This window comes from Streptomyces sp. NPDC005820 (assembly GCF_040630255.1).
Classification (GTDB): Bacteria; Actinomycetota; Actinomycetes; order Streptomycetales; family Streptomycetaceae; genus Streptomyces.
Genome location: NZ_JBEXXE010000042.1, coordinates 84,884 through 105,301 on the forward strand (window position 1 = coordinate 84,884; position 20,418 = coordinate 105,301).

18 protein-coding genes are annotated in these 20,418 nt (G+C 72.9%); 10 read left to right on the plus strand and 8 right to left on the minus strand.

The genetic code is table 11. The features are described 5' to 3' along the window. Positions 1 to 154 precede the first annotated feature (154 nt). Genes ABZ464_RS39190 through ABZ464_RS39205 form a run of 4 tightly spaced genes read left to right on the plus strand, consistent with a single transcriptional unit; the run spans position 155 to position 6,028 of the window. On the plus strand, positions 155 to 1,105 hold the full coding sequence (locus ABZ464_RS39190; protein ID WP_359285951.1) for a YhjD/YihY/BrkB family envelope integrity protein: 951 nt from the start codon (positions 155 to 157) through the stop codon (positions 1,103 to 1,105). A gap of 54 nt (positions 1,106 to 1,159) precedes the next feature. Beyond that, positions 1,160 to 2,740, plus strand: a complete 1,581-nt coding sequence (locus ABZ464_RS39195; RefSeq protein WP_359285953.1) for a GMC family oxidoreductase — start codon at positions 1,160 to 1,162, stop codon at positions 2,738 to 2,740. After that, positions 2,737 to 4,155 carry a DUF2252 domain-containing protein gene (locus ABZ464_RS39200; RefSeq protein ID WP_359285955.1) on the plus strand — a complete coding sequence of 473 codons (1,419 nt, stop codon included), beginning with the start codon at positions 2,737 to 2,739 and terminating at the stop codon, positions 4,153 to 4,155. The genes ABZ464_RS39195 and ABZ464_RS39200 overlap by 4 nt, the downstream gene beginning before the upstream one ends. 49 nt (positions 4,156 to 4,204) lie before the next feature. Beyond that, a complete protein-coding gene (locus tag ABZ464_RS39205; RefSeq protein WP_359285957.1) occupies positions 4,205 to 6,028 on the plus strand; it encodes a glycoside hydrolase family 15 protein in 1,824 nt (607 codons plus the stop codon). Here ABZ464_RS39205 and ABZ464_RS39210 read toward each other — a convergent pair. Beyond that, positions 5,976 to 7,283 carry a chloride channel protein gene (locus tag ABZ464_RS39210; protein WP_359286001.1) on the minus strand — a complete coding sequence of 436 codons (1,308 nt, stop codon included), beginning with the start codon at positions 7,281 to 7,283 and terminating at the stop codon, positions 5,976 to 5,978. The genes ABZ464_RS39205 and ABZ464_RS39210 overlap by 53 nt on opposite strands. A gap of 157 nt (positions 7,284 to 7,440) precedes the next feature. On the opposite strand from ABZ464_RS39210, the gene ABZ464_RS39215 reads away from it, so the two are divergent. Next, on the plus strand, positions 7,441 to 7,884 hold the full coding sequence (locus ABZ464_RS39215; protein WP_359285959.1) for a helix-turn-helix transcriptional regulator: 444 nt from the start codon (positions 7,441 to 7,443) through the stop codon (positions 7,882 to 7,884). Between the two features lie 10 nt (positions 7,885 to 7,894). Beyond that, positions 7,895 to 10,261 carry an excinuclease ABC subunit UvrA gene (locus ABZ464_RS39220; protein ID WP_359285961.1) on the plus strand — a complete coding sequence of 789 codons (2,367 nt, stop codon included), beginning with the start codon at positions 7,895 to 7,897 and terminating at the stop codon, positions 10,259 to 10,261. Between the two features lie 32 nt (positions 10,262 to 10,293). On the opposite strand, the gene ABZ464_RS39225 is transcribed toward ABZ464_RS39220, so the two are convergent. The 6 genes from ABZ464_RS39225 to ABZ464_RS39250 all read right to left on the minus strand — a co-directional run bounded on the left by ABZ464_RS39225 (position 10,294) and on the right by ABZ464_RS39250 (position 17,102). Next, on the minus strand, positions 10,294 to 12,882 hold the full coding sequence (locus ABZ464_RS39225) for an ABC transporter permease (RefSeq protein ID WP_359285964.1): 2,589 nt from the start codon (positions 12,880 to 12,882) through the stop codon (positions 10,294 to 10,296). Next, positions 12,879 to 13,640 carry an ABC transporter ATP-binding protein gene (locus ABZ464_RS39230; protein ID WP_359285967.1) on the minus strand — a complete coding sequence of 254 codons (762 nt, stop codon included), beginning with the start codon at positions 13,638 to 13,640 and terminating at the stop codon, positions 12,879 to 12,881. The genes ABZ464_RS39225 and ABZ464_RS39230 overlap by 4 nt, the downstream gene beginning before the upstream one ends. A gap of 34 nt (positions 13,641 to 13,674) precedes the next feature. Beyond that, entirely contained in the window at positions 13,675 to 14,109 is a 435-nt protein-coding gene (locus ABZ464_RS39235; RefSeq protein ID WP_359285970.1) for a hypothetical protein, read from the minus strand. Between the two features lie 166 nt (positions 14,110 to 14,275). Further along, entirely contained in the window at positions 14,276 to 14,977 is a 702-nt protein-coding gene (locus ABZ464_RS39240; RefSeq protein WP_359285973.1) for a response regulator transcription factor, read from the minus strand. A gap of 5 nt (positions 14,978 to 14,982) precedes the next feature. Continuing rightward, the gene (locus ABZ464_RS39245) at positions 14,983 to 16,230 is read right to left on the minus strand and encodes a histidine kinase (RefSeq protein WP_359285976.1); all 1,248 of its coding nucleotides are present in this window, start codon (positions 16,228 to 16,230) and stop codon (positions 14,983 to 14,985) included. A gap of 146 nt (positions 16,231 to 16,376) precedes the next feature. Continuing rightward, positions 16,377 to 17,102: an alpha/beta hydrolase gene (locus tag ABZ464_RS39250; protein ID WP_359285979.1), complete on the minus strand. Its 726-nt coding sequence runs from the start codon at positions 17,100 to 17,102 to the stop codon at positions 16,377 to 16,379. A 306-nt stretch (positions 17,103 to 17,408) separates the two neighbouring features. Here ABZ464_RS39250 and ABZ464_RS39255 point away from each other — a divergent pair, with 306 nt between their 5' ends. From ABZ464_RS39255 to ABZ464_RS39270, 4 genes are all read left to right on the plus strand, one after another. Beyond that, the gene (locus ABZ464_RS39255) at positions 17,409 to 17,906 is read left to right on the plus strand and encodes a MarR family transcriptional regulator (RefSeq protein WP_359285982.1); all 498 of its coding nucleotides are present in this window, start codon (positions 17,409 to 17,411) and stop codon (positions 17,904 to 17,906) included. A 153-nt stretch (positions 17,907 to 18,059) separates the two neighbouring features. Further along, complete coding sequence (locus tag ABZ464_RS39260; protein WP_359285985.1) at positions 18,060 to 18,674, plus strand: DsbA family protein; 615 nt, start codon at positions 18,060 to 18,062, stop codon at positions 18,672 to 18,674. 33 nt (positions 18,675 to 18,707) lie between these two features. Continuing rightward, entirely contained in the window at positions 18,708 to 19,514 is an 807-nt protein-coding gene (locus ABZ464_RS39265; protein WP_359285988.1) for an MBL fold metallo-hydrolase, read from the plus strand. A 1-nt stretch (position 19,515) separates the two neighbouring features. Next, positions 19,516 to 19,926 carry a nuclear transport factor 2 family protein gene (locus tag ABZ464_RS39270; protein ID WP_359285991.1) on the plus strand — a complete coding sequence of 137 codons (411 nt, stop codon included), beginning with the start codon at positions 19,516 to 19,518 and terminating at the stop codon, positions 19,924 to 19,926. A gap of 11 nt (positions 19,927 to 19,937) precedes the next feature. Here ABZ464_RS39270 and ABZ464_RS39275 read toward each other — a convergent pair whose 3' ends face one another. Next, positions 19,938 to 20,162 (minus strand): cold shock domain-containing protein, encoded by a 225-nt coding sequence (locus tag ABZ464_RS39275; RefSeq protein WP_359285995.1) that lies wholly within the window; start codon positions 20,160 to 20,162, stop codon positions 19,938 to 19,940. Positions 20,163 to 20,418 lie beyond the last annotated feature (256 nt).

Here is a 20,418-nt window from a genome sequence, read left to right on the forward strand (position 1 = left end):
CCGCGCAGCCCTGCGTCCCCCGTCGCGCGGCCCCTCTCGCCCATGGCCCCATCGTCACCGCCCCACCGGAACCCCGCATCCCCGTCACGCATCCCCGTCACCCGTTCCGCCTGCGCCGCGAGCCGGGCGACCGTGGGGGCGGCAGGCTGGCAGCATGCGGGCAGGGACAGGGGCCGACGGGGAAGGGCGCCGGTCGCGGCGGCGGGGGCGGTGGCGGGCGCGGGGCGACAAGGCCGGGTCCTGGCTGAAGGGGCTGCGCCCGCGGGCCGAGACCCGGTTCCCGCTGATCACGCACCTCATGTCGCATCTGATCTCGGTGAACGTCCTCGACTCCGCGACCCGGCTGGCGGCCCAGACCTTCCTCACGGCGATCCCGCTGATCTTCGTGGTCGCCTCCCTCGCCCCGCAGCAGCTGCGCGAGCAGCTCCTCGACTCCCTGCACCATGTCTTCGGACTGTCCGGAAGCGTCGACGACGAACTGCGCAAGACCCTTCTGAACAGCGGCGATCCCTCCGACGAACTCCGCCAGACCACCGGTGTCGTCAGCATCCTGATGGTGCTGATCTCGGCCACCGCGTGCAGCCGCGCCATGCAGCGGCTCTGCGAACGCGCCTGGAGCATGCCCGGGGCGAGCGCGCGGGTGGCCGCCTGGCGCTGGCTCGCCTGGCTCGCCGCCTGGCTGCTCATGATCGGCGTCCAGGGGAGCCTGCGCGACGGCTTCGGCCTCGGGCCCTGGCTGGGCGTGCCGCTGCTGTTCCTCGCGGAGGTCCTCCTGTGGTGGTGGACCCAGCACCTCCTGCTGACCGCGCGGGTCCCCTGGCGGCCGCTGCTGCCGGGCGCGCTGCTGACCGGAGCCGCCCTGGGCGTCCTCACCTCCACCGCGTCCCTCTACGTGCCCCGGGCCCTCAACCACAGCCTGGAGAAGTACGGCTCGCTCGGCGCGGTCTTCACCCTGCTGTCCTGGATGATCACGCTGTGCGTGGTCATCACCCTGTGCATCACGGCCGGCGCGGTCGTCGCCCGCGAACCCTGGGCGGCCCGCAGGCTCGGCACACCCGAGTCGCCGGGATCATCTGCCGGGGATACCTTGGCACAAGGGCGTTGACCGCCCCTTTTTCGTCCGGCAGGACCGGAGTGTGCTCCGAGAACGGCGGCCGATATGCGCGCAGCGCGGCACTACGACGTCATCGTCATCGGGACCGGCGCGGGCGGCGGTACCCTCGCCCACCGGCTGGCGCCCAGCGGAAAACGCGTCCTCCTTCTCGAACGGGGTGACTACCTCCCCCGGGAACGGGACAACTGGGACTCCACGGCGGTCTTCGTCCGGGGCAAGTACCGCGCCCCCGAGTTCTGGTACGACAAACACGGCAACGCCTTCCCGCCCGAGGTCAACTACTACGTCGGCGGCAACACCAAGTTCTACGGCGCCGCCCTGTTCCGGCTGCGCCCGGAGGACTTCGGCGAGCTGCGCCACCACGGCGGTCTCTCCCCGGCCTGGCCGCTGTCGTACGACGACCTGGAGCCGTACTACACCCAGGCCGAGCACCTCTACCGGGTGCACGGCCGGCACGGCGAGGACCCCACCGAGGGGGCCACGAGCGCGCAGTACGCCCATGAACCGGTCCGGCACGAGCCGCGCATCCAGCAGTTGAGCGACGACCTGGAGAAGCAGGGGCTGCACCCCTTCCATCTCCCGATCGGCGTCGACCTCGTCCAGGACGAGCGGGGCCGGGCCACCCACGACAGCGGGTGCATCCGCTGCGACCGCGTCGACGGCTTCCCCTGCCTGCTGGGCGCCAAGTCCGACGCCCAGGTCGTCTGCGTCGACCCGGCGCTGCGCCACGACAACGTCGAACTGCTCACCGGCGCCGAGGTCCGCCGCCTGGTCACCGACCCGGCCGGGCGGGCCGTCACCGAGGTCGAGGCGGTACTGCGGGACGGGTCGACCGAGCGGTTCGGCGCCGACCTCGTGGTCGTGGCCTGCGGCGCGGTCAACTCCGCCGTCCTGCTGCTGCGGTCGGCCTGCGACCGGCACCCGGACGGGCTGGCCAACAGCTCGGGTGTGGTGGGCCGGTACTACATGCGGCACAACAACCTCGCGCTGATGGCGGTCTCCAAGGAGCCGAACGACACCCGGTTCCAGAAGACGCTCGCCCTGCACGACTGGTACCTGGGCGCCGACGACTGGGACTTCCCCCTCGGCGGTATCCAGATGCTCGGCAAGTCGGACGCCGAGCAGATCCACGGGGAGGCGCCCCGCTGGGCGGGCGCGGTCTCCCCGGACATGCCCTTCGAGGTGCTGGCCCATCACGCCGTCGACTTCTGGCTGTGCGGCGAGGACCTGCCCGCCCCGGGCAACCGGGTCACCCTCGACCGGGACGGCGCCGTCCATCTGACCCTGGACGAGGGGAACAACACCGCCGGTCTCGACCGGCTGCGGCACAAGCTGCAGCACCTGCTCGGACACCTCGGGATGCACGAACACCGGCTGCTGTCGCACAGCATCTATCTGCACAAGGGGATGCCCATCGGCGCCACCGCCCACCAGGCCGGCACGGTCCGCTTCGGCGACGACCCCGCGAGCTCCGCGCTCGACGTCACCTGCAAGGCCCACGACCTCGACAACCTCTACGTCGTCGACACGAGCTTCTTCCCGAGCATCGGCGCGGTCAATCCGTCGCTGACGGCCATCGCCAACGCCCTGCGCGTCGGCGACCACCTAGTGGAGCGTCTGCAATGAGCGAGAGCAACCCCACCGGTCACGACCTGCGCCACCGCACCCCGAGGGAGCGCGCCGAGCGCGGCAAGGCGGCCCGCGCCGTCGTGCCGAGGTCCGCGCACGCCGAGTTCACCCCGCCGCCCAAGCGCACCGACCCGGTGGACATCATCGAGGGGCAGTCGGCGCGGCGGGTCCCCGAACTCGTGCCGATCCGCTACGGCAGGATGAGCGAGTCGCCGTTCCGCTTCTACCGGGGCGCCGCCGCCATCATGGCCGCCGACCTCGCCGAGACGCCCCGCTCCGGCTTCCGGGCGCAACTGTGCGGGGACGCCCACATGCTGAACTTCCGGCTGCTGGCCTCGCCGGAGCGCCGGCTGATGTTCGACATCAACGACTTCGACGAGACCCTGCCGGGGCCCTGGGAGTGGGACGTCAAACGGCTGTCGGCCAGCCTGGTCATCGCGGGCCGCGCGAACGGCTTCAGCACCAAGGAACGGGCGGCCGTGGTGCGGGGGGCCGTACGGTCGTACCGCGGCTGGATGCGGTCCTTCGCCGGGATGGGCAATCTCGAGGTCTACTACACCCGTTTCGAGGCGGACGAGTTGCAGAAGCAGTTCGCCCCGGAGGCCGGCGGGAAGAACCGGGAGCGGTGGGAGGAGGCCCGGGAGCGGGCCCGGGGCCATGACACCGTGCAGGTCTTCGACAAGCTGACCCATGTCGTCGGCGGCAAGCGGCTGATCGCCGACGACCCGCCGCTGCTGGTCCGGCTCCACGACCTGCTGCCGGGAGCCGAGGCGGGCGTGCTGGAGACGGAGATCAGCCGGCTCGTCGAGCGGTACGGGCAGACCCTGCAGTCCGACCGCCGGTTCCTGCTGGAGAGTTACCGTGTCGCCGACGTCGCCCGCAAGGTCGTCGGGGTGGGCAGCGTCGGCACCCGCTGCTGGATCGTGCTGCTGCTCGGCAAGGACGACGAGGACCCGCTGTTCCTCCAGGCGAAGGAGGCCGACGACTCGGTCCTCGCGCCGTACGCGGGCTCGGGCGGGTTCCGCACCCAGGGCGAGCGCGTGGTCAGCGGACAGCGGCTGATGCAGGCCACCAGTGACATCTTCCTCGGCTGGGAACGCACCACCGGCATCGACGGCCGCCGCCGCGACTTCTACGTCCGCCAGCTGCGGGACTGGAAGGGCATCGCGGTCGCCGAGAGCATGTCGCCGAAGCGGATGACCCTGTTCGCCGAGGTCGCGGGCGCCACCCTGGCGCGCGCCCACGCCCGCTCCGGCGACCGCATCGCGATCGCCTCCTACCTGGGCGGCGGCGATGTCTTCGACCGCGCGCTGGCGACCTTCGCCGAGCTGTACGCCGACCAGAACGAGAAGGACCACCAGGCCCTGCTCGACGCGGTGAAGGCGGGCCGGGTGCACGCCGAGTCGGCCTGAGAGGCGACGCGGAACGGGGGCAAGGGACGGGGGGCGACGGGAGTTTGTCATGGACCGGTACCCGCCCATCGCCGACCACGGGCTGATCGGGGATCTGCAGACCACCGCGCTGGTGACCTCCGAGGGGGTCGTCGACTGGCTGGCGGCCCCCCGCTTCGACTCGCCCAGCGTCTTCGCGTCCCTGCTGGACCACGACCGCGGCGGACACTTCCTGTTCGCGCCCACCGCCCCCGAGGTGACGCGCCGCCAGCTCTACTACCCCGACAGCGCCGTCGTCGTGACCCGGTTCCTGTCGCCCGACGGGGTCGGCGAGGTCCTCGACCACATGCCCGTCATCGCCTCCCGCACCCCGTCCGACCGGCACAGCGTGGTGCGGATCGTACGGACCGTGCGCGGCACCGTCCGCTTCGATCTGGACTGCCGCCCCCGCTTCGACTACGGCCGGGCCGGCCACACCCTCCACCTGGCCGGCGGGTCGGCCGCCTTCCGCGCCCGGGGCGCCACCGCCCATCTGCAGAGCACCTTCCCGCTGGAACCGCACGGCACGGACGTCCGCGGCTCCGTCACCCTGAACGCGGGCCAGTCGGCGGCGGCCGTGTTCACCGTGTGCGGCCCGGACGGCGAGGCCCCGCCGCCCCCGACCGTCGACTCGGCCGAGGCGGACATGTGGGACGTCATCGACTTCTGGCAGCGCTGGGTGCGGACCTCCCGCTACCGGGGCCGCTGGCCCGACATGGTCAACCGCTCCGCCATCACCCTCAAACTCCTCACCTACGGCCCGAGCGGCGCCCCCGTCGCCGCGGCCACCATGGGCCTGCCCGAGCAGGTCGGCGGCGAACGCAACTGGGACTACCGCTACACCTGGGTGCGCGACGGCTCGCTGTCCGTGCGGGCCCTGCTCGACCTGGGCTTCGTCGAGGAGGCCGCCCAGTTCGTGCGCTGGCTGGGGGACCGGCTGCGGGCCCGGGACGGCTCCGGCGGCGAACCGCTGCAGATCATGTACCGGGTCGACGGCGACCCCGTACTGACCGAGGAGACCCTCGACCACTTCGAGGGCTACCGCGGCTCCCGCCCCGTACGCGCCGGGAACGCCGCCGCCGACCAGCTCCAGCTCGACATCTACGGCGAAGTGTTCTACGCGATGTCCGAGGGCATCGACGAGATCGGCCAGCAGGTCGGCTACCACGGCTGGAAGGGGCTGACCCGGCTGATGGACTGGCTGTGCGACCACTGGGACCGGCCCGACGAGGGCGTCTGGGAGACCCGCGGCGGCCGCAAGGACTTCACCTACAGCCGGGTGATGTGCTGGGCGGCCTTCGACAACTGCCTGCGCATGGCCGAGGAGTTCCGCCGGCCCGCGAACACCCCGCGCTGGACCCGGGCCCGCGACGAGATCCTGGAACAGGTCATGGAGCGCGGCTGGAGCCAGAAGGAGCAGGCGCTGGTCCAGCACTACGGCGGTGACGTCCTCGACGCCTCGCTGCTGATCGCCCCGCGGGTCGGCTTCATCGCCCCGCGCAGCCCCGGCTGGCTGTCCACCCTCGACGCCATCGACCAGCGGCTGGTCTCCGACAGCCTGGTCTACCGCTACGACCCGGCCGCCTCCCCCGACGGACTGCGCGGCTCGGAGGGCACGTTCAGCCTGTGCACCTTCCTGTACGTCGACGCCCTCGCCCGCGCCGGCCGGCTCCCGCAGGCCCGCTACACCTTCGAGAAGATGCATACGTACGCCAACCACGTCGGCCTGTTCGCCGAGGAGATCGGCCCGAGCGGCGAGCAGCTCGGCAACTTCCCGCAGGCCTTCACGCATCTGTCGCTGATCATGGCCGCGTCGACCCTGGACGACGCGCTGGACCGGATGCCGGTTCGCTGACCGGGGGGATCGCCGGCCCCTGCGGGAGCATCTCGACCACGACGAAGGAGATCACGGAGGCCAGCACCACCAGCGCCACCGTGTCCACATTGCCCAGCAGCAGCACGACCAGCACCACACTGCTCACCGGTACGCGCAGGGCCGCGGTCAGCGAGGCCGCCATCCCGGCCGCCATCGCCGGCACCAGACCGAGCCCGGGCAGCGGGGCGACCAGGACGCCGGCCGCCCCGCCGAGGAACAGCGAGGGGAAGACGGGGCCACCGCGCAGGCTGCCCAGACTGAGCGCGTAGGCGAGCGCCTTGAACGCGAGGACGGCGACCAGGGCGCCCACCGGCCAGGCGTGCGGGTCCTTCGCCAGCTCGGACAGGGCGGCCTCCCCGGACAGCGCGGCCTCGGCCGGCGAACGCCCGGTGGAGACCGCGTACAGGGTGACGCAGACCGCGACGCCGATGCCGCACAGGGTGGTGTTGCGCACCGTATGGGTCGTCACCAGCCCGGCCGTGAACCGCCCGCCCACGAAGATCCAGTGGACGACGAACGCGATGACGGGCGCCAGCACCAGCACCCACAGCACGTCCGGCCAGTCGAGCGGCGGCGGCTCGGGCAGGCCGATGTCCAGGCTGCCCGTCTCGAAGCCGGTCCAGTGCAGGAACCCGGTGAAGATCATGTCCCCGACGCCGCTGGCCAGCAGGGCCGGCAGCATCACCGCGTACAGCTGCGGCCCGCCCACGCCGGCCACCTCCATCAGCAGCACCGCGCCCACCAACGGGTTCCCGAACAGCGCCGAGATGGACGCCGCCGACCCGGCCGCCGCCAGCAGTCCCCGGCTCGCCTCGGTCTGCGGCGCCCGCACCAGGCTCGCGAACAGCAGCGCGAGGCCGCCGCCCAGGGCGATCAGCGGCGCCTCCGGGCCCAGCACGGCCCCGAGCGGCAGACCGACCAGGGCGGCCACGAGGACACCGGGCAGCGCCTCCTTGGTGGCCCCGCCCGCGTGCAGCCCGCCCGCGGGGATGTGCCCGCCCCGTCCGGGGAGCCGCGCGACCACCACACCGACCACGAGCCCGGCCACCGTCAGCAGCGGCAGCCCCCACCACCAGGGGGCCTGCTTCCAGCCCAGGTCCTGCGGCCACTCCTGCCAGATCAGGCGCTCCAGCTTGTTGACCGCGGCGAGGAACCAGAACGCGATCAGCGCCACCGGGATGCCGATCAGCCCGCAGAACACCAGCGCCTTGCGGTATTCCGGCCGGTTCAGCATGGTCCGCAGCACATCGGCTTCCTGGGGCTGGCTGCCTGCCGTATGCCCGCTCTTGTCTTCGCTCATAACGGAACGAAGCTATCCGTATCGCCCGGTGTTGCCCGCTGCCACGCCGTGGGGGCCCCGCGGTACCCACCCCTGTGCGATCGTGGGTCCTGTGACGCTGGATGACCTCGTCCGGCTGCGCCGGGCCCGTGACGCGATGGACCGCCACTACGCCGAACCGCTCGACGTCCCGGCGCTGGCGCGCCTCGCCCTGATGTCCCCCGGCCACTTCTCCCGCAGCTTCCGCGCCGCCTTCGGCGAGACGCCGTACAGCTATCTCATGACCCGCCGGATCGAGCGCGCCAAGGCGCTGCTGCGGCGCGGCGACCTGACGGTCACCGAGGTCTGCTTCGAGGTCGGCTGCACCTCGCTCGGCTCGTTCAGCTCGCGGTTCACCGAGCTCGTCGGCGAGACCCCGAGCGCCTACCGGGCCCGCGAACACGACGAGGGCGCCGCGGTCCCCGCCTGCTACGCCAAGATCCATACGAGGCCCGTCAAGAACCCCGTCAGGAACCCCGTCAGGAATGGAGAAGCGAAAGCGGGTCCCCGCCCGTAGCGTGAGCCGCATGGCCCACACGCTCGCACCGCACCTCGCCGACAGCCACGACCTGATCCGTGTGCACGGAGCACGCGTGAACAACCTCAAGGACGTCAGCGTCGAGATCCCCAAGCGCCGGCTGACGGTGTTCACCGGCATCTCCGGCTCCGGCAAGAGCTCGCTGGTGTTCGGCACCATCGCCGCCGAGTCGCAGCGGCTGATCAACGAGACGTACAGCGCGTTCGTGCAGGGCTTCATGCCGACGCTCGCGCGGCCCGAGGTCGACGTGCTCGACGGGCTGACCACCGCGATCATCGTCGACCAGCAGCGGATGGGCGCCGACCCCCGCTCCACCGTCGGCACCGCCACCGACGCCCACGCGATGCTCCGCATCCTCTTCAGCCGGCTCGGCACCCCGCACATCGGCCCGCCCAGCGCCTACTCCTTCAACACCGCCTCGGTCCGGGCGAGCGGCGCGATCACCGTCGAGCGCGGCGCGCAGAAGGCCGTGAAGGCGACGTACACCCGCACCGGCGGCATGTGCCCGCGCTGCGAGGGCCGCGGCTCGGTCACCGACATCGACCTGACCCAGCTCTACGACGACACCAAGTCCCTCAACGAGGGCGCGCTCACCATCCCCGGCTACAGCATGGACGGCTGGTACGGCCGTATCTTCAAGGGCTCCGGCTTCTTCGACCCCGACAAGCCGATCCGCCGCTACACCAAGCGCGAGCTGCACGACCTCCTCCACAAGGAACCGACCAAGATCAAGGTCGAGGGCATCAACCTGACGTACGAAGGGCTGATCCCGAAGATCCAGAAGTCGATGCTCTCCAAGGACGTCGACGCGCTCCAGCCGCACGTACGGGCCTTCGTGGAGCGGGCGATGACGTTCAGCGTCTGCCCCGAGTGCGACGGCACCCGGCTCAGCGAGGGCGCCCGGTCCTCGAAGATCGAGGGGCTGAGCATCGCCGACGTCTGCGCCATGCAGATCAGCGACCTCGCCGACTGGGTGCGCGCACTGTCCGAACCGACGGTGGCGCCGCTGCTCACCGCGCTGCGGCAGAGCCTCGACTCCTTCACCGAGATCGGCCTCGGCTATCTCGCCCTCGACCGGCCCGCCGGCACCCTCTCGGGCGGCGAGGCCCAGCGCGTGAAGATGATCCGCCACCTCGGCTCCTCGCTCACCGACGTCACCTACGTCTTCGACGAGCCCACCACCGGTCTGCACCCGCACGACATCCAGCGCATGAACGACCTGCTGCTGCGCCTGCGGGACAAGGGCAACACGGTCCTCGTCGTGGAACACAAACCGCAGGTCATCGCGATCGCCGACCATGTCGTCGACCTCGGCCCCGGCGCGGGCACCGCCGGCGGCGCCGTCTGCTTCGAGGGCGAGGTGGCCAAGCTGCGCGGCAGCGACACCGTCACCGGCCGCCACCTCGACGACCGGGCCGCCGTCAAGGACACCGTGCGCACGCCCACCGGAAGGCTGGAGATCCGGGGCGCGACCACGCACAACCTGCAGAACGTCGACGTGGACATCCCGCTCGGCGTGCTGACCGTCGTCACCGGGGTCGCCGGCTCCGGCAAGAGCTCGCTGATCCACGGTTCCGTCCCGGCCGGCGAGGGCGTGATCTCGGTCGACCAGGCGCCGATCCGCGGTTCGCGCCGCAGCAACCCGGCCACGTACACCGGACTGCTCGACCCGATCCGCAAGGCCTTCGCCAAGGCCAACGGCGTCAAGCCCGCGCTGTTCAGCGCCAACTCCGAGGGCGCCTGCCCCACCTGCAACGGCGCCGGGGTCGTCTACACCGACCTGGCGATGATGGCCGGTGTGGCCACCACCTGCGAGGAGTGCGAGGGGCGGCGCTTCCAGGCGGCGGTCCTCGACCACCACCTCGGCGGCCGGGACATCACCGAGGTGCTGGCGATGTCGGTGGCCGAGGCCGAGGAGTTCTTCGGCGGCGGCGAGGCCCACACCCCGGCCGCCCAGCGCATCCTCGGCCGGCTCGTCGACGTCGGCCTCGGCTATCTCACCCTCGGCCAGCCGCTCACCACCCTCTCCGGCGGCGAACGCCAGCGCCTGAAGCTCGCCACGCACATGGCCGACAAGGGCGGCGTGTACGTCCTCGACGAGCCGACCGCCGGCCTCCACCTCGCCGACGTCGCCCAACTCCTCGGCCTCCTCGACCGCCTGGTGGACTCCGGCAAGTCCGTCATCGTCGTCGAACACCATCCCGCGGTGATGGCCCACGCCGACTGGATCATCGACCTCGGCCCCGGCGCGGGCCACGACGGCGGCCGCATCGTCTACGAGGGCACCCCGGCCGACCTGGTCGCGGCCCGCTCGACGCTGACCGGGGAGCATCTGGCGGCGTACGTGGGGGCCTGAGACCCGGCCGGTACGCGGCGCCTGACGGGCCCTCACTCCGCGTCCCCCAGCGCCGTCATCGGGGTGACCCGGGTCGTGCGGTGGGCCGGGAGGAGGCCCGCCAGGGCGGTGAGCAGCGTCAGACCGGTCAGGACCAGCAGCAGCCGGCCCAGCGGCAGCAGCAACGGGGCCGTGCCGATGGCGCTCCGGACGAGCAGCCAGGCGTAGGGCACGCCGAGGGCCAGACCGAGGACGCCGCCCAGAACGCCGTACAGCCCCGCCTCCAGGGCGATCGTGCGGCGCAGGGCCCCGGCGCCCAGCCCCAGCGCGCGCAGCAGCCCGAACTCACGGGTGCGTTCGATCGCGGTCAGGCCGGTGGTCGTGGTGACGCCGACGACCGCCATGAGGACGGTCAGGGCGACGAGGGCGAGCGCGGTGGTCAGCAGGACGTCGAGCGTGCCCCGGTTGTCGTCCCGGGCCTGGGCCAGGACCTGGAGCCCCGCCGCGTCCGGGTCGGCGGCGTGCGCCCGGACCAGGGTCTCCAGCGCCCGGTACGCCTCACCCCGCGCGGCGGCTCCCCGGTGCGCGGCGTCGGCGAGGACGCCGCTCGCCTGCGCGGGGGCGCCCAGCCGGTCGAGGTCGGCGGGGGCGACGACCACGGCCGCCTGGAGCGGGCCCGGCCCGGGCAGGGTGGCGGCGACGGTCAGCCGGATCCGGCCGTGCCGGGACGGCAGGGTGAAGGCGTCGCCCGCCCGCACCCCGAGCGACTCGGCCAGGTCGGCGGCGACGATCGCGCGGCCGGGGCCGAGGCCGTCGAGGGAGCCGGTGACGGTGTCGACGTCCGCGCCGGTCGGCAGCGCGCCCGGATCCAGATCGCTCACCTGGATCTCCCTGCCGTCGAGGGCCACCGGCAGGTCGCGGTAGGCGGTGACATGGGCGAGCTCGGGCGCCGCGGCGAACGCCCGGACCGCGCCCGCGTCCCAGCCCCCGGCGCCGGCCGTGACCTCGAAGTCGGCGGGGGCCGTGAGGGCCGCGTCCCGTTCCAGGTAGCCCCCGAGACAGGCCACGGCGACGAGCGCCCCGGACACCAGCGCGACCCCGAGGGCGACGACCACGGAGACGGCCGCGGCCCGGCGCGGGGTGCCGCCGACCCCGCCGACGGCCAGCCGCCCCGTCGCGCCCAGCCGGCGCAGCGGCCACCCGGCCACGGCCAGCACGGGCCGCACCAGCAGCGGTCCCAGCGCGACGAGCGCCAGGAAGGCGAGGCCCGCCGAGCCGACGGTGACCAGCATGCCGAGGTCACGGTCGTAGTCCTCGCGCCCCGGCTCGGGCAGCTCGCTCACCTGCAACGCGGCGAGCGCCACGGCCAGGGCGGCGAAGACGGTCCCGGTGGTGAGCCGGGCGGGACGGATCCGGCGTTCACCCGTGACGGTCCCGGCGGTCCGCAGCGCCTGCAGCGGTGACACCCCGGCCGCCGCGAGCGCCGGGGCGAGCACGGCGCCGACGGTCAGCAGCACCGCGCCCACGACCACCAGCACGCCGTACGACACCGGGAACCCGGGCGCCGACAGCTCCCGGCCCGCGAGCAGCCGCGCGGCCGCCGGCGCGAGGTGTCCGGCGCCCAGCGCGAGGAGCACCCCGCTCGTCCCCGCGACCACCCCCACCAGGGCGCCCTCCACGGCGAACGCGGTCACCAGCCGGCGCCGCCCGGCGCCGACGGCCCGCAGCAGCGCCAACTGCCGCAGCCGCTGCGCGAAGACGATCCGGAACGTCGAGGTCGCGACCAGGGCCGCCGCCCCCACCGCCACGGCCAGGAACACGGAGATCAGCTGGAACGTCTCCCGCAGATCCCCGCCCACGGCGTCGCGTTCCTCCTGCGCCCGCACGGCGGCGCCGGTCCTGACGGACGCGCCGGGGGAGTCCCGGTCGAGCAGGGCCCGCACCTGCCGCGCCAACTCGCCCCGTACGGCGCCCTCCTCGGCGCCCTCCTCGGCCCGGATGTCGACGCGCGGATAGCCCGGCGACTGGGCGTACGGCAGCAGGCGCGCGTCGGTGGCGTAGCCGCCGGCCTGCTGCTCGGCCGTCGTGGAGCTCTTGACCACGCCGGTGACGGTGAGGGTGACCTCGCGGGTCCGCTCCGGGTGCGCGGGGTCGGGGAGGAGCAGGACGGTGCGGGTGCCGGGGGTGAGCAGGAGTTCCTCGGCGGCCTGCCGGTTGACCGCGATCTCGCCGGCGCCGTCGGGATAGCTGCCCTCGACGAGCCGCACCTGCGACAGCGGTCCGGTGCCGGGGTCGGCGTACAGCGGCAGATAGCGGTCGAACCCGCCCGCGATCGGCGCGCCCGCGTCCACCCGGCCGACGGCCTCGGCGACCCCGGGCAGCGCGCGGATCCGCCGCAGCGTGGCGGCGGAGAAGCCGGTCGCCGCGTCCTCGCCGGGGGCCGCGACCAGGGTGACGGCCTCGGGGGTGCCGCGGAAGCGGTCGAGGGTGGTGCGCTCCGTGATCTGCTGGGCCATGACGGTGGCGAACACGACGAAGGCGGCCACGAGGACCGACAGACCGGTGGTGAGCAGTCGGCCGGGGCGGCGCAGGAGCTCGGCGAGCTGCGAGCCGAGCACGGTCGCCCGCCAGGAGGGCGTCATCCGGCCCTCCTCGGGGAGGACTTGATGTTGTCGATGAGACGGTCGTCCGTGCGGCGGTCGTCGACGAGGCGGCCGTCGGCGAGGACGAGGACCCGGTCGGCGTGGGCGGCGGCCCGCGGGTCGTGCGTCACCATGACGACGGTCTGCCCGAGGTCGCGCACGGAACGCCGCAGGAAGTCGAGGACCTCCGTGCCCGACCGCGAGTCGAGATTGCCGGTCGGCTCGTCGGCGAAGACCACGGCGGGCCGGGCCACCAGGGCCCGCGCCAGCGCCACCCGCTGCTGCTGCCCGCCGGAGAGTTCGGCGGGCCGGTGGGACATCCGGTCGCCGATGCCGAGCACCCCGATGAGATGGTCGAGGAGGTCCCGGTCCGGGCGGCGGCCGGCCATGGTGACCGGCAGCGCGATGTTCTCCAGCGCCGTCAGCTGGGGCAGCAGGTTGAACGACTGGAAGACGAAGCCGACCTTGTCCCGCCGAACCCGCGTCAGCGCCCGGTCGGACAGCCCGGTGAGCTCCGTGCCGTCCAGGTGCACCCGGCCCGAGGTGGCCGAGTCCAGCCCGGCGAGACAGTGCATGAGCGTCGACTTGCCCGAGCCGGACGGACCCGTGATCGCCGTGAACCGGGCCCGGGCGAAACCCACCGTCACCCCGTCCAGGGCCCTGATCTCCGTCTCGCCCTGCCGATAGGTCTTCACCAGATCCGTGGCGGCGGCGATGTCCCCGCCGTCGGGGGCGGGTATTTCCTTTTTCCGTGCCATGGCCATGAGCCGCATTCCGTTTCTCGGCCCGGTGTCAGGAGGCGAGCGGCGGGAAGGTGATCGCGACCTTGGCGTCCGCGCAGTGCTCGTTGGCCTTGTCCGACAGCCGCAGCACCTCCTTGTCCGACGGGGGAGTCCCGTCGCCCTTCGCCTTGTCCGTCGCCCACTCCTCGTACTGGGCGACGTTGTAGCCCAGGTAGCCGTCCTTCATCTGCGCCCTGCGCATCCGCATCGTGTCCTGCTCCCACTTGTCGACGGCCGCCTTGTCGCCGGGCAGCCTCTGGGCGTCGTCGACGATCCGCTGGGCCAGTGCGCAGTCGGCCTTCGACGCCTGGCTGGGCCGGTTGTGCTCCTGCCACCAGAATCCGGCGGCTGTCGTGAGCGCGACGGTGAACGCGAGCGCGACGGAACCGAGGACGATCGCCTTGGTCCGGCGGGGGCGGGCGGAGCGGGCGGAAGAAGTGGTCATGGCGGCCTCCGAGAGATTTCCGTGATTCCGAAGAATTAAGGAAATTCTCGAAGAACGAGCGGCCCGGAACATCGGCCGTGAATGCGATCTCCGTACGGCGGAAATGCAACCGGAGTCAGAGGGCGGGACTACGACCGCAGTCGCAGTCCCGCGTGCTGAGGCGGCGTCAGCCGGCGGGGCTGACCAGGCCGGCGTCGTAGGCGAAGATGACGGCCTGCACCCGGTCCCGCAGGTCCAGTTTGGTCACGATCTTGCCGAGATGGGTCTTCACGGTCGCCTCCGCGATGAACAGCCGGCCGGCGATCTCGCTGTTGGACAGCCCCTCCGCGACCAGCCGGAGCACCTCGCGCTCACGGGCCGTCAGCAGGTCGAGCCGCTCGTCGTGCCGGGGCGAGGGCGTCAGCCGGCCCGCGAACCGGTCCAGGAGCTGACGGGTGATCCGCGGCGCCACCACGGACTCGCCGGCCGCCACGACCCGGATCGCCGCCACGACCTCCTCGGGCGGCGTGTTCTTCAGCAGGAAGCCGCTCGCCCCGGCCTGCAGCGCCGCGAACGCGTCCTCGTCGGTGTCGAAGGTGGTGAGCACCAGCACCCGGGGCCCGTCGGGGAGCCGGCTCAGCCGCTCGGTGGCCTCGACGCCGTCCATGACGGGCATCCGGATGTCCATGATGACGACATCGGCCTCGGTGCGGGCCAGCAACGCCACGGCGTCCGCGCCGTTCTCCGCCTCGCCGACGACCTCGATGTCGTCCTGCGCGGCCAGCACCATCGCGAACCCCGCCCGGATCAGCGGCTGATCGTCCACGACGACCACCCGTATCGCCCCGCCCGCCCCACCCATCGCACCCATCGCATCCGTCGCACTCATCGCACCTATTCCGCCGTCCTGTTGATGCGCCCCGTGGCGGGGCCGTTGCCGTGCCCCGTCAGGGGAAGCTCCGCGTCGACCTGCCATCCCGTGCCGAGGCGCGGCCCGGCGCTGAAGGCGCCGCCGGACACCTCCACCCGCTCGCGCATGCCGACGAGCCCGTTCCCGCCGCTGCCCCGGCCCGCGGCCCCCTGAGCCCCGGTCAGCCGCCCGGCCCCGTCGTCGACCACGCCGATCCGTACGGCGTCCCCGCCGAACCGCAGCGAGATCGCCACCTCGGCCCCCGGCCCGGCATGCCGCAGCACATTGGTCAGGCTCTCCTGGACGACCCGCAGCACGGTCAGCTCGTCCGCCGTGGACAGCCCGCCCCGGTCGCCCTCGACGTCCAGCTCCACCTTCAGCCCCGCCGTGCGGGCCCGTTCGGCGACCGTCTCCAGGTCGTCCAGCGAGACGCGCCGACGACCGGCGTCCGCGTCCACGGCCTCGCCGCCCTGGCCGCCCTGGCCGGAGGCGGCCCGGCCGGCCCGCAGCACCCGCACGATCCGGTGCATGTCCTCCAGCGCGTCCCGCCCCGTGTCGGCGATCGCCTTCAGCGCCGTACCGGCCCGGTCGGGATCGGACTTGAGGGCGTATCCGGCGCCGTCGGCCTGGAGGATCATCACCGCCAGACTGTGGGCGACCACGTCGTGCAGCTCCCGGGCGATCTCCGCGCGCTCCTCGGCCGCCGCGAGCTGCACCAGATGCTCCCGCTCCCGCTCGGCGGTGGCGGCCCGCGCCTCGAGGCTGGCGACGTACAGCCGCCGGGTCCGCAGTACGAGGGCGGTGAGCCACAGGGCCGCGCAGACACCGGCGATGGCGACGATGTCACCGAGGCCCTCGCCGTCCTCCTCGCCGAACGGCAGCAGCCCGCCGAACGTCACGACCACGCCCACCAGGACGACCGCGCCCGCCGCGTAGACGTGCCGCATCGAGCGGGCGTGCGTGACCACGGACACCATCGCGATGAGCAGCGCGCCGTCGTACGGGGTCGCGCCGGACCCCAGCGCGAACTGGAGCAGCGCGAGCCCCGTGACGACCCCCATCACCGCCGTCGGCCGGTGCCGGCGCCACAGCAGCGCCACCGCCATCGCCCACCCGATGACCCGGTGGAGGCCGTCTTCGTCGGAGGAGGAGGTCGCGTAGACCACCAGCACCGCGAGCGCGACGTCGTACGCCGGCCGCACCCATGGCTGACTCATCACGCCGCGCACCATGGCGCACAGGCTACGCCCGGGTCCGGCCGATCGACCGTCCCCGGGCACGGCACCTGCCCGCGCGGGCAACGGGGTGCCCCGACAACGCCGTTGAGCCGTCCGGCGGTCCCGGACCGGATGTCCCGCCGGAACGGCCCGGCCTCACTTCAGGACTTCAGATGGCGGTCCAGGAACCGGCACCCGTCCTCCAGTTCGAACCACGGGGTGCCGGTGTGCCCTCCCACATTGGCGTGCAGCGTCTTCTGTTCGCTGCCGAAGGCGTCGAACAGGTCCAGGGCCCGTTGGCGGGGGTTCCCCTCGTCGTCCCACTGCAGCAGGAACAGCAGCGGAATGGTCACCTGCCGGGCCTCCTCGCGCTGGGCGCGGGGCACGTACCCTCCGGCGAAGAATCCTGCTGCGGCGATGCGTGGCTCGGTCACCGCCAGCCGGATGCCGAGGGCGGTCCACCCGCCGGAGTACCCGACCGGGCCGTCGATGCCGGGCAGTTCGAGGAGGGCGTCCAGCGTGGTCCGCCATTCCGGGACCGCCTGGTCGACCAGCGGCCCGACCAAGGACTCGAGGATCTCGTCGACCGGTTCGCCGGCCCGCATCGCCCGGCGGAGGTCGGCGCGGGCCTGCTCGGCGGCGGCGGACCGGGGACGGTCACCGCATCCGGCGGCGTCGATGGTGGCCACCGCGTAACCGCGCGCCGCGGTGTACCGGGCCCGGGCCACCAGCCGGGGGTCCGCCTTGGGCAGGCCGTTGTTGTGGGCCATCAGGACCAGCGGGGCCGGTGCGGATCCGGGTGTCCACAGGGTGCCGGGGATCTCGCCGAGGGTGAATTCGCGTTCGAGGACGCCGTCGTCGAGGCGCCGTTCGGAAGTGAAGCGCATGGTCGTGCCTTTCGGGAGTGCACTGGAACGGCGCTCCCGGACGACGACCTATCGCCCGACCGCGACCCCGGAGGGGAGCACCCATGTCGATACTGCGTTCACGGGTACCACCTCCTCGTTCTCCGGCACGGCCTCCCGAAAATTAGCAGGGGCCGCCGGGGGCCGCCAACGGGTTTTCGCGGAGGCTCCGGGGCCGGCCACCGCGAGTGGGCCACCCCGCTCCGGCGGCGCGGGCGGCGCCCCGGCCCCGCCGCACGGCATGATCGGTGCACGGGATCCCCAGGAGACGAGAAGGGCGGCGCGGGCGTGGACGAGCAGGCGGAGGAGATCTCCTCGCCGAGGGAAGCGGCGAACAACGCGCTGGTGCTGGCCTTCGGGCGGCTGCAGGGCGCGGCGAACCGGCTGGAGTACATCCTGGGCCGCTCGCTGGAGCAGGAGTGCGGCATCACCCATCTGATGTTCGAGGTGCTGCTGATCCTCGGGCGGGCCGGTGAGCCGGGACTGTCGATGCGGGCCGTCGCGCAGGAGCAGGTGCTCACCACGGGCGGTGCGACGCGCCTGGTGGACCGGATGGAGGCGGCCGGGCTGGTCGAGCGCGCCGAGGACCCCGACGACCGGCGCGGGCGCCTGGTGCGGCTGACCCCCCTCGGCGAGGAGACCGCCGTACGCGCGTCCCGGCTGCACGTGGAGAACATCCGCCGCTACTTCCTCGATCCCCTGCCGCCCGAGCACCAAGAGCGGTTCGCCGAGGACCTGCGCATCCTGAGCCACTCCGCCCGGGACGTCCTGCCCCGGCTGCCCTGAGGCTGCGGACGGACGACTTCACTGCTGTACTGACATCGAGAGGCACGTTGTGGCAGCCGTCACACGAGTGAGGAAATATCTGACGCGTCAGTTACTGTTCTCTCAGGCGAATCGCTCGCAACCGGCGAGCACCGCACCCTGCCGAGGTCTTCGATGAAGCTCGTCTACGCCTTCGACGCCTACTGCGGCTGGTCGCACGGCTTCTCCGGCACGCTGGGCGCAGTCGTCGCGCGCCACCCCGGGCTGCCGGTCGAGGTGGTCTCCGGCGGCCTGTTCACCGGAGCGCGCCGCGTCCCGATCCGCGCGTTCGGCTACGTCCAGGGCGCGAACGCCGAGATCGCCCGACTGACCGGTGCCGAGTTCGGCGAGCCGTACGAGAGGCTGATCGCCGACGGCTCGTTCGTGATGGACTCCGAGGCCGCCGCACGCGGGCTCGCCGCCCTGCGCCGGGCCGCTCCCGACCGGGCCGCGGACCTGGCCGTCGCCCTCCAGCGGGCCTTCTACGTCGACGGGCTGAGCCTCTCCGACCCCGCGACCCTGCGGAAGGTCGCCGAGGACGCCGGACTGGACTCCGGCTCCGTGGCCGCCGCCTTCGAGGGGGCCGGGGCGCGGGCGGAGGCCGAGGCCGACTTCCGCCGGACCGCCTCGCTCGGGGTGACCGGCTTCCCCACGCTCCTCGCCGTCCAGGGCGACCGCGTCACCCCGCTGGCCCACGGCCACTCCACCGCGGACGACATCGACCGGCGCCTCGCCTCCCTGACCGTCTGACCCACCCCTTTCGTCCCCCCCAAGGAGTCATCGATGAGCACCCTCTCCTTCAAGGTCCTCGACCTGGACTTCCCGGCCGGCAGCAGGAACAAGACCGCCACCCTCGTCACCGGTGAGTCGGAGGCGCTGCTGGTGGACGCCGGCTTCACCCGCGCCGACGGGCACCGCCTCGTCGCCGAGATCCTCGACTCCGGCAAGAAGCTGACGACCGTCTTCGTCAGTCACGGCGACCCCGACTTCTACTTCGGCGCCGAGGTGATCGCCGACGCCTTCCCCGACGCCGTCTTCGTCGCCACCCCGATCGTCATCGAGCACATCGCGCACTCCTACGAGGGCAAGCTGAAGGCCTGGGCGGCCCTCGGCCCCAACCTCCCCACCCGCCTGGTCGACATCGAGCCCCTGACCGGTGACCTCACCCTCGAAGGCCACCGCTTCGAGCTCAAGGGCGGCCCGGCCGGTCTGCCCGACCGCCACTACCTGTGGCAGGCCGAGCACCGCGCCCTCCTCGGCGGCGTCCTGCTCTTCCAGCAGGAGCACGTCTGGGTCGCCGACACCCCGACCCCCGGCGACCGCACGGCCTGGCTCGACCTGCTGGAGGAGATGGCCGCCCTCGACCCCGAGCTGGTCGTCCCCGGCCACCGGCTGCCCGACACCGCGGCCGACGCCTCCGCCATCACCGCCACCCGCGACTACCTGCTCGCCTTCGAGGAGGAGCTCGCCAAGGCGGCCGACGGCGCCGCGCTCACCGAGGCGCTGGTCGAGCGCTACCCGGACAACGGCATGCTGATCGCCGCGCAGATCGGCGCGAAGGTCGCCAAGGGCGAGATGAAGTGGGGCTGACATGAACGACTTCGCCACCTCCACCGCCCCCGCCGACGTCGTACGACGTCAGTACCTGGCCTCGGCCGCGGGCGATCTGGCGGCCCTGCGCGCCACCCTCGCCCCGGACGTCGAGTGGACCGAGATGGCCGGCTTCCCCCTCGCCGGCACCTACCGCACCCCCGACGGCGTCACCGCCAACGTGATGGAGAAGCTCGGCCAGGACTGGGACGGCTGGACCGCCCACGACGACACCTACGTCGTCGACGGCGAGAACGTCGTCGTCCTCGCCCGCTACACCGCGGCCAACAAGGCGACCGGCAGACGGATCGACGTACGGGTGGCCCACCACTTCGTCGTACGCGGTGGTCTGATCGTCCGCTTCGAGCAGTTCGTCGACACCGCGCTCGTCCGCGAGGCCATGACCGACTGAGGCGGCGCGGGTCAGAGAGGCAGGGGCACGATACTCACCGCGCGGTAGTCGTACCCGTCCTGTTTGAAGCCGGGCGCCTCCCACGTCAGCTCGACCCGCTGCCCGACCGACAGCGTGCGGAAGCCGGGCATCCGGATCTCGGCGTAGTGCCCGAAGCAACCGCCCGGAGTCTCGGGCGAGTCGAGCACCCCCCACCCTTCCTCGTCGCGCCACTCACGAACCGTCGCCATCACCATGCACGCAACCCTACGGGGCGGGGGAACGGCCGATCGGGCGGCACCGCGCACAGCGGTGCCGCCCGGTTCCGGTTGCGCCGCCCGATTCCGGTGCGCCGTCAGGATCCCGTGACCGCCGTCGGGTTCTGGGCCTGCGGCCCGGGTGCGACGGCGTTCTCGCTGGTCCAGAGGGGCTTGAGGCGGTAGGTGAGGAGGTAGAGGATCACGCCGGCGCCGGCGGCGACGAACATGCTGAGGTCGCCCGCGCCGGGGAAGG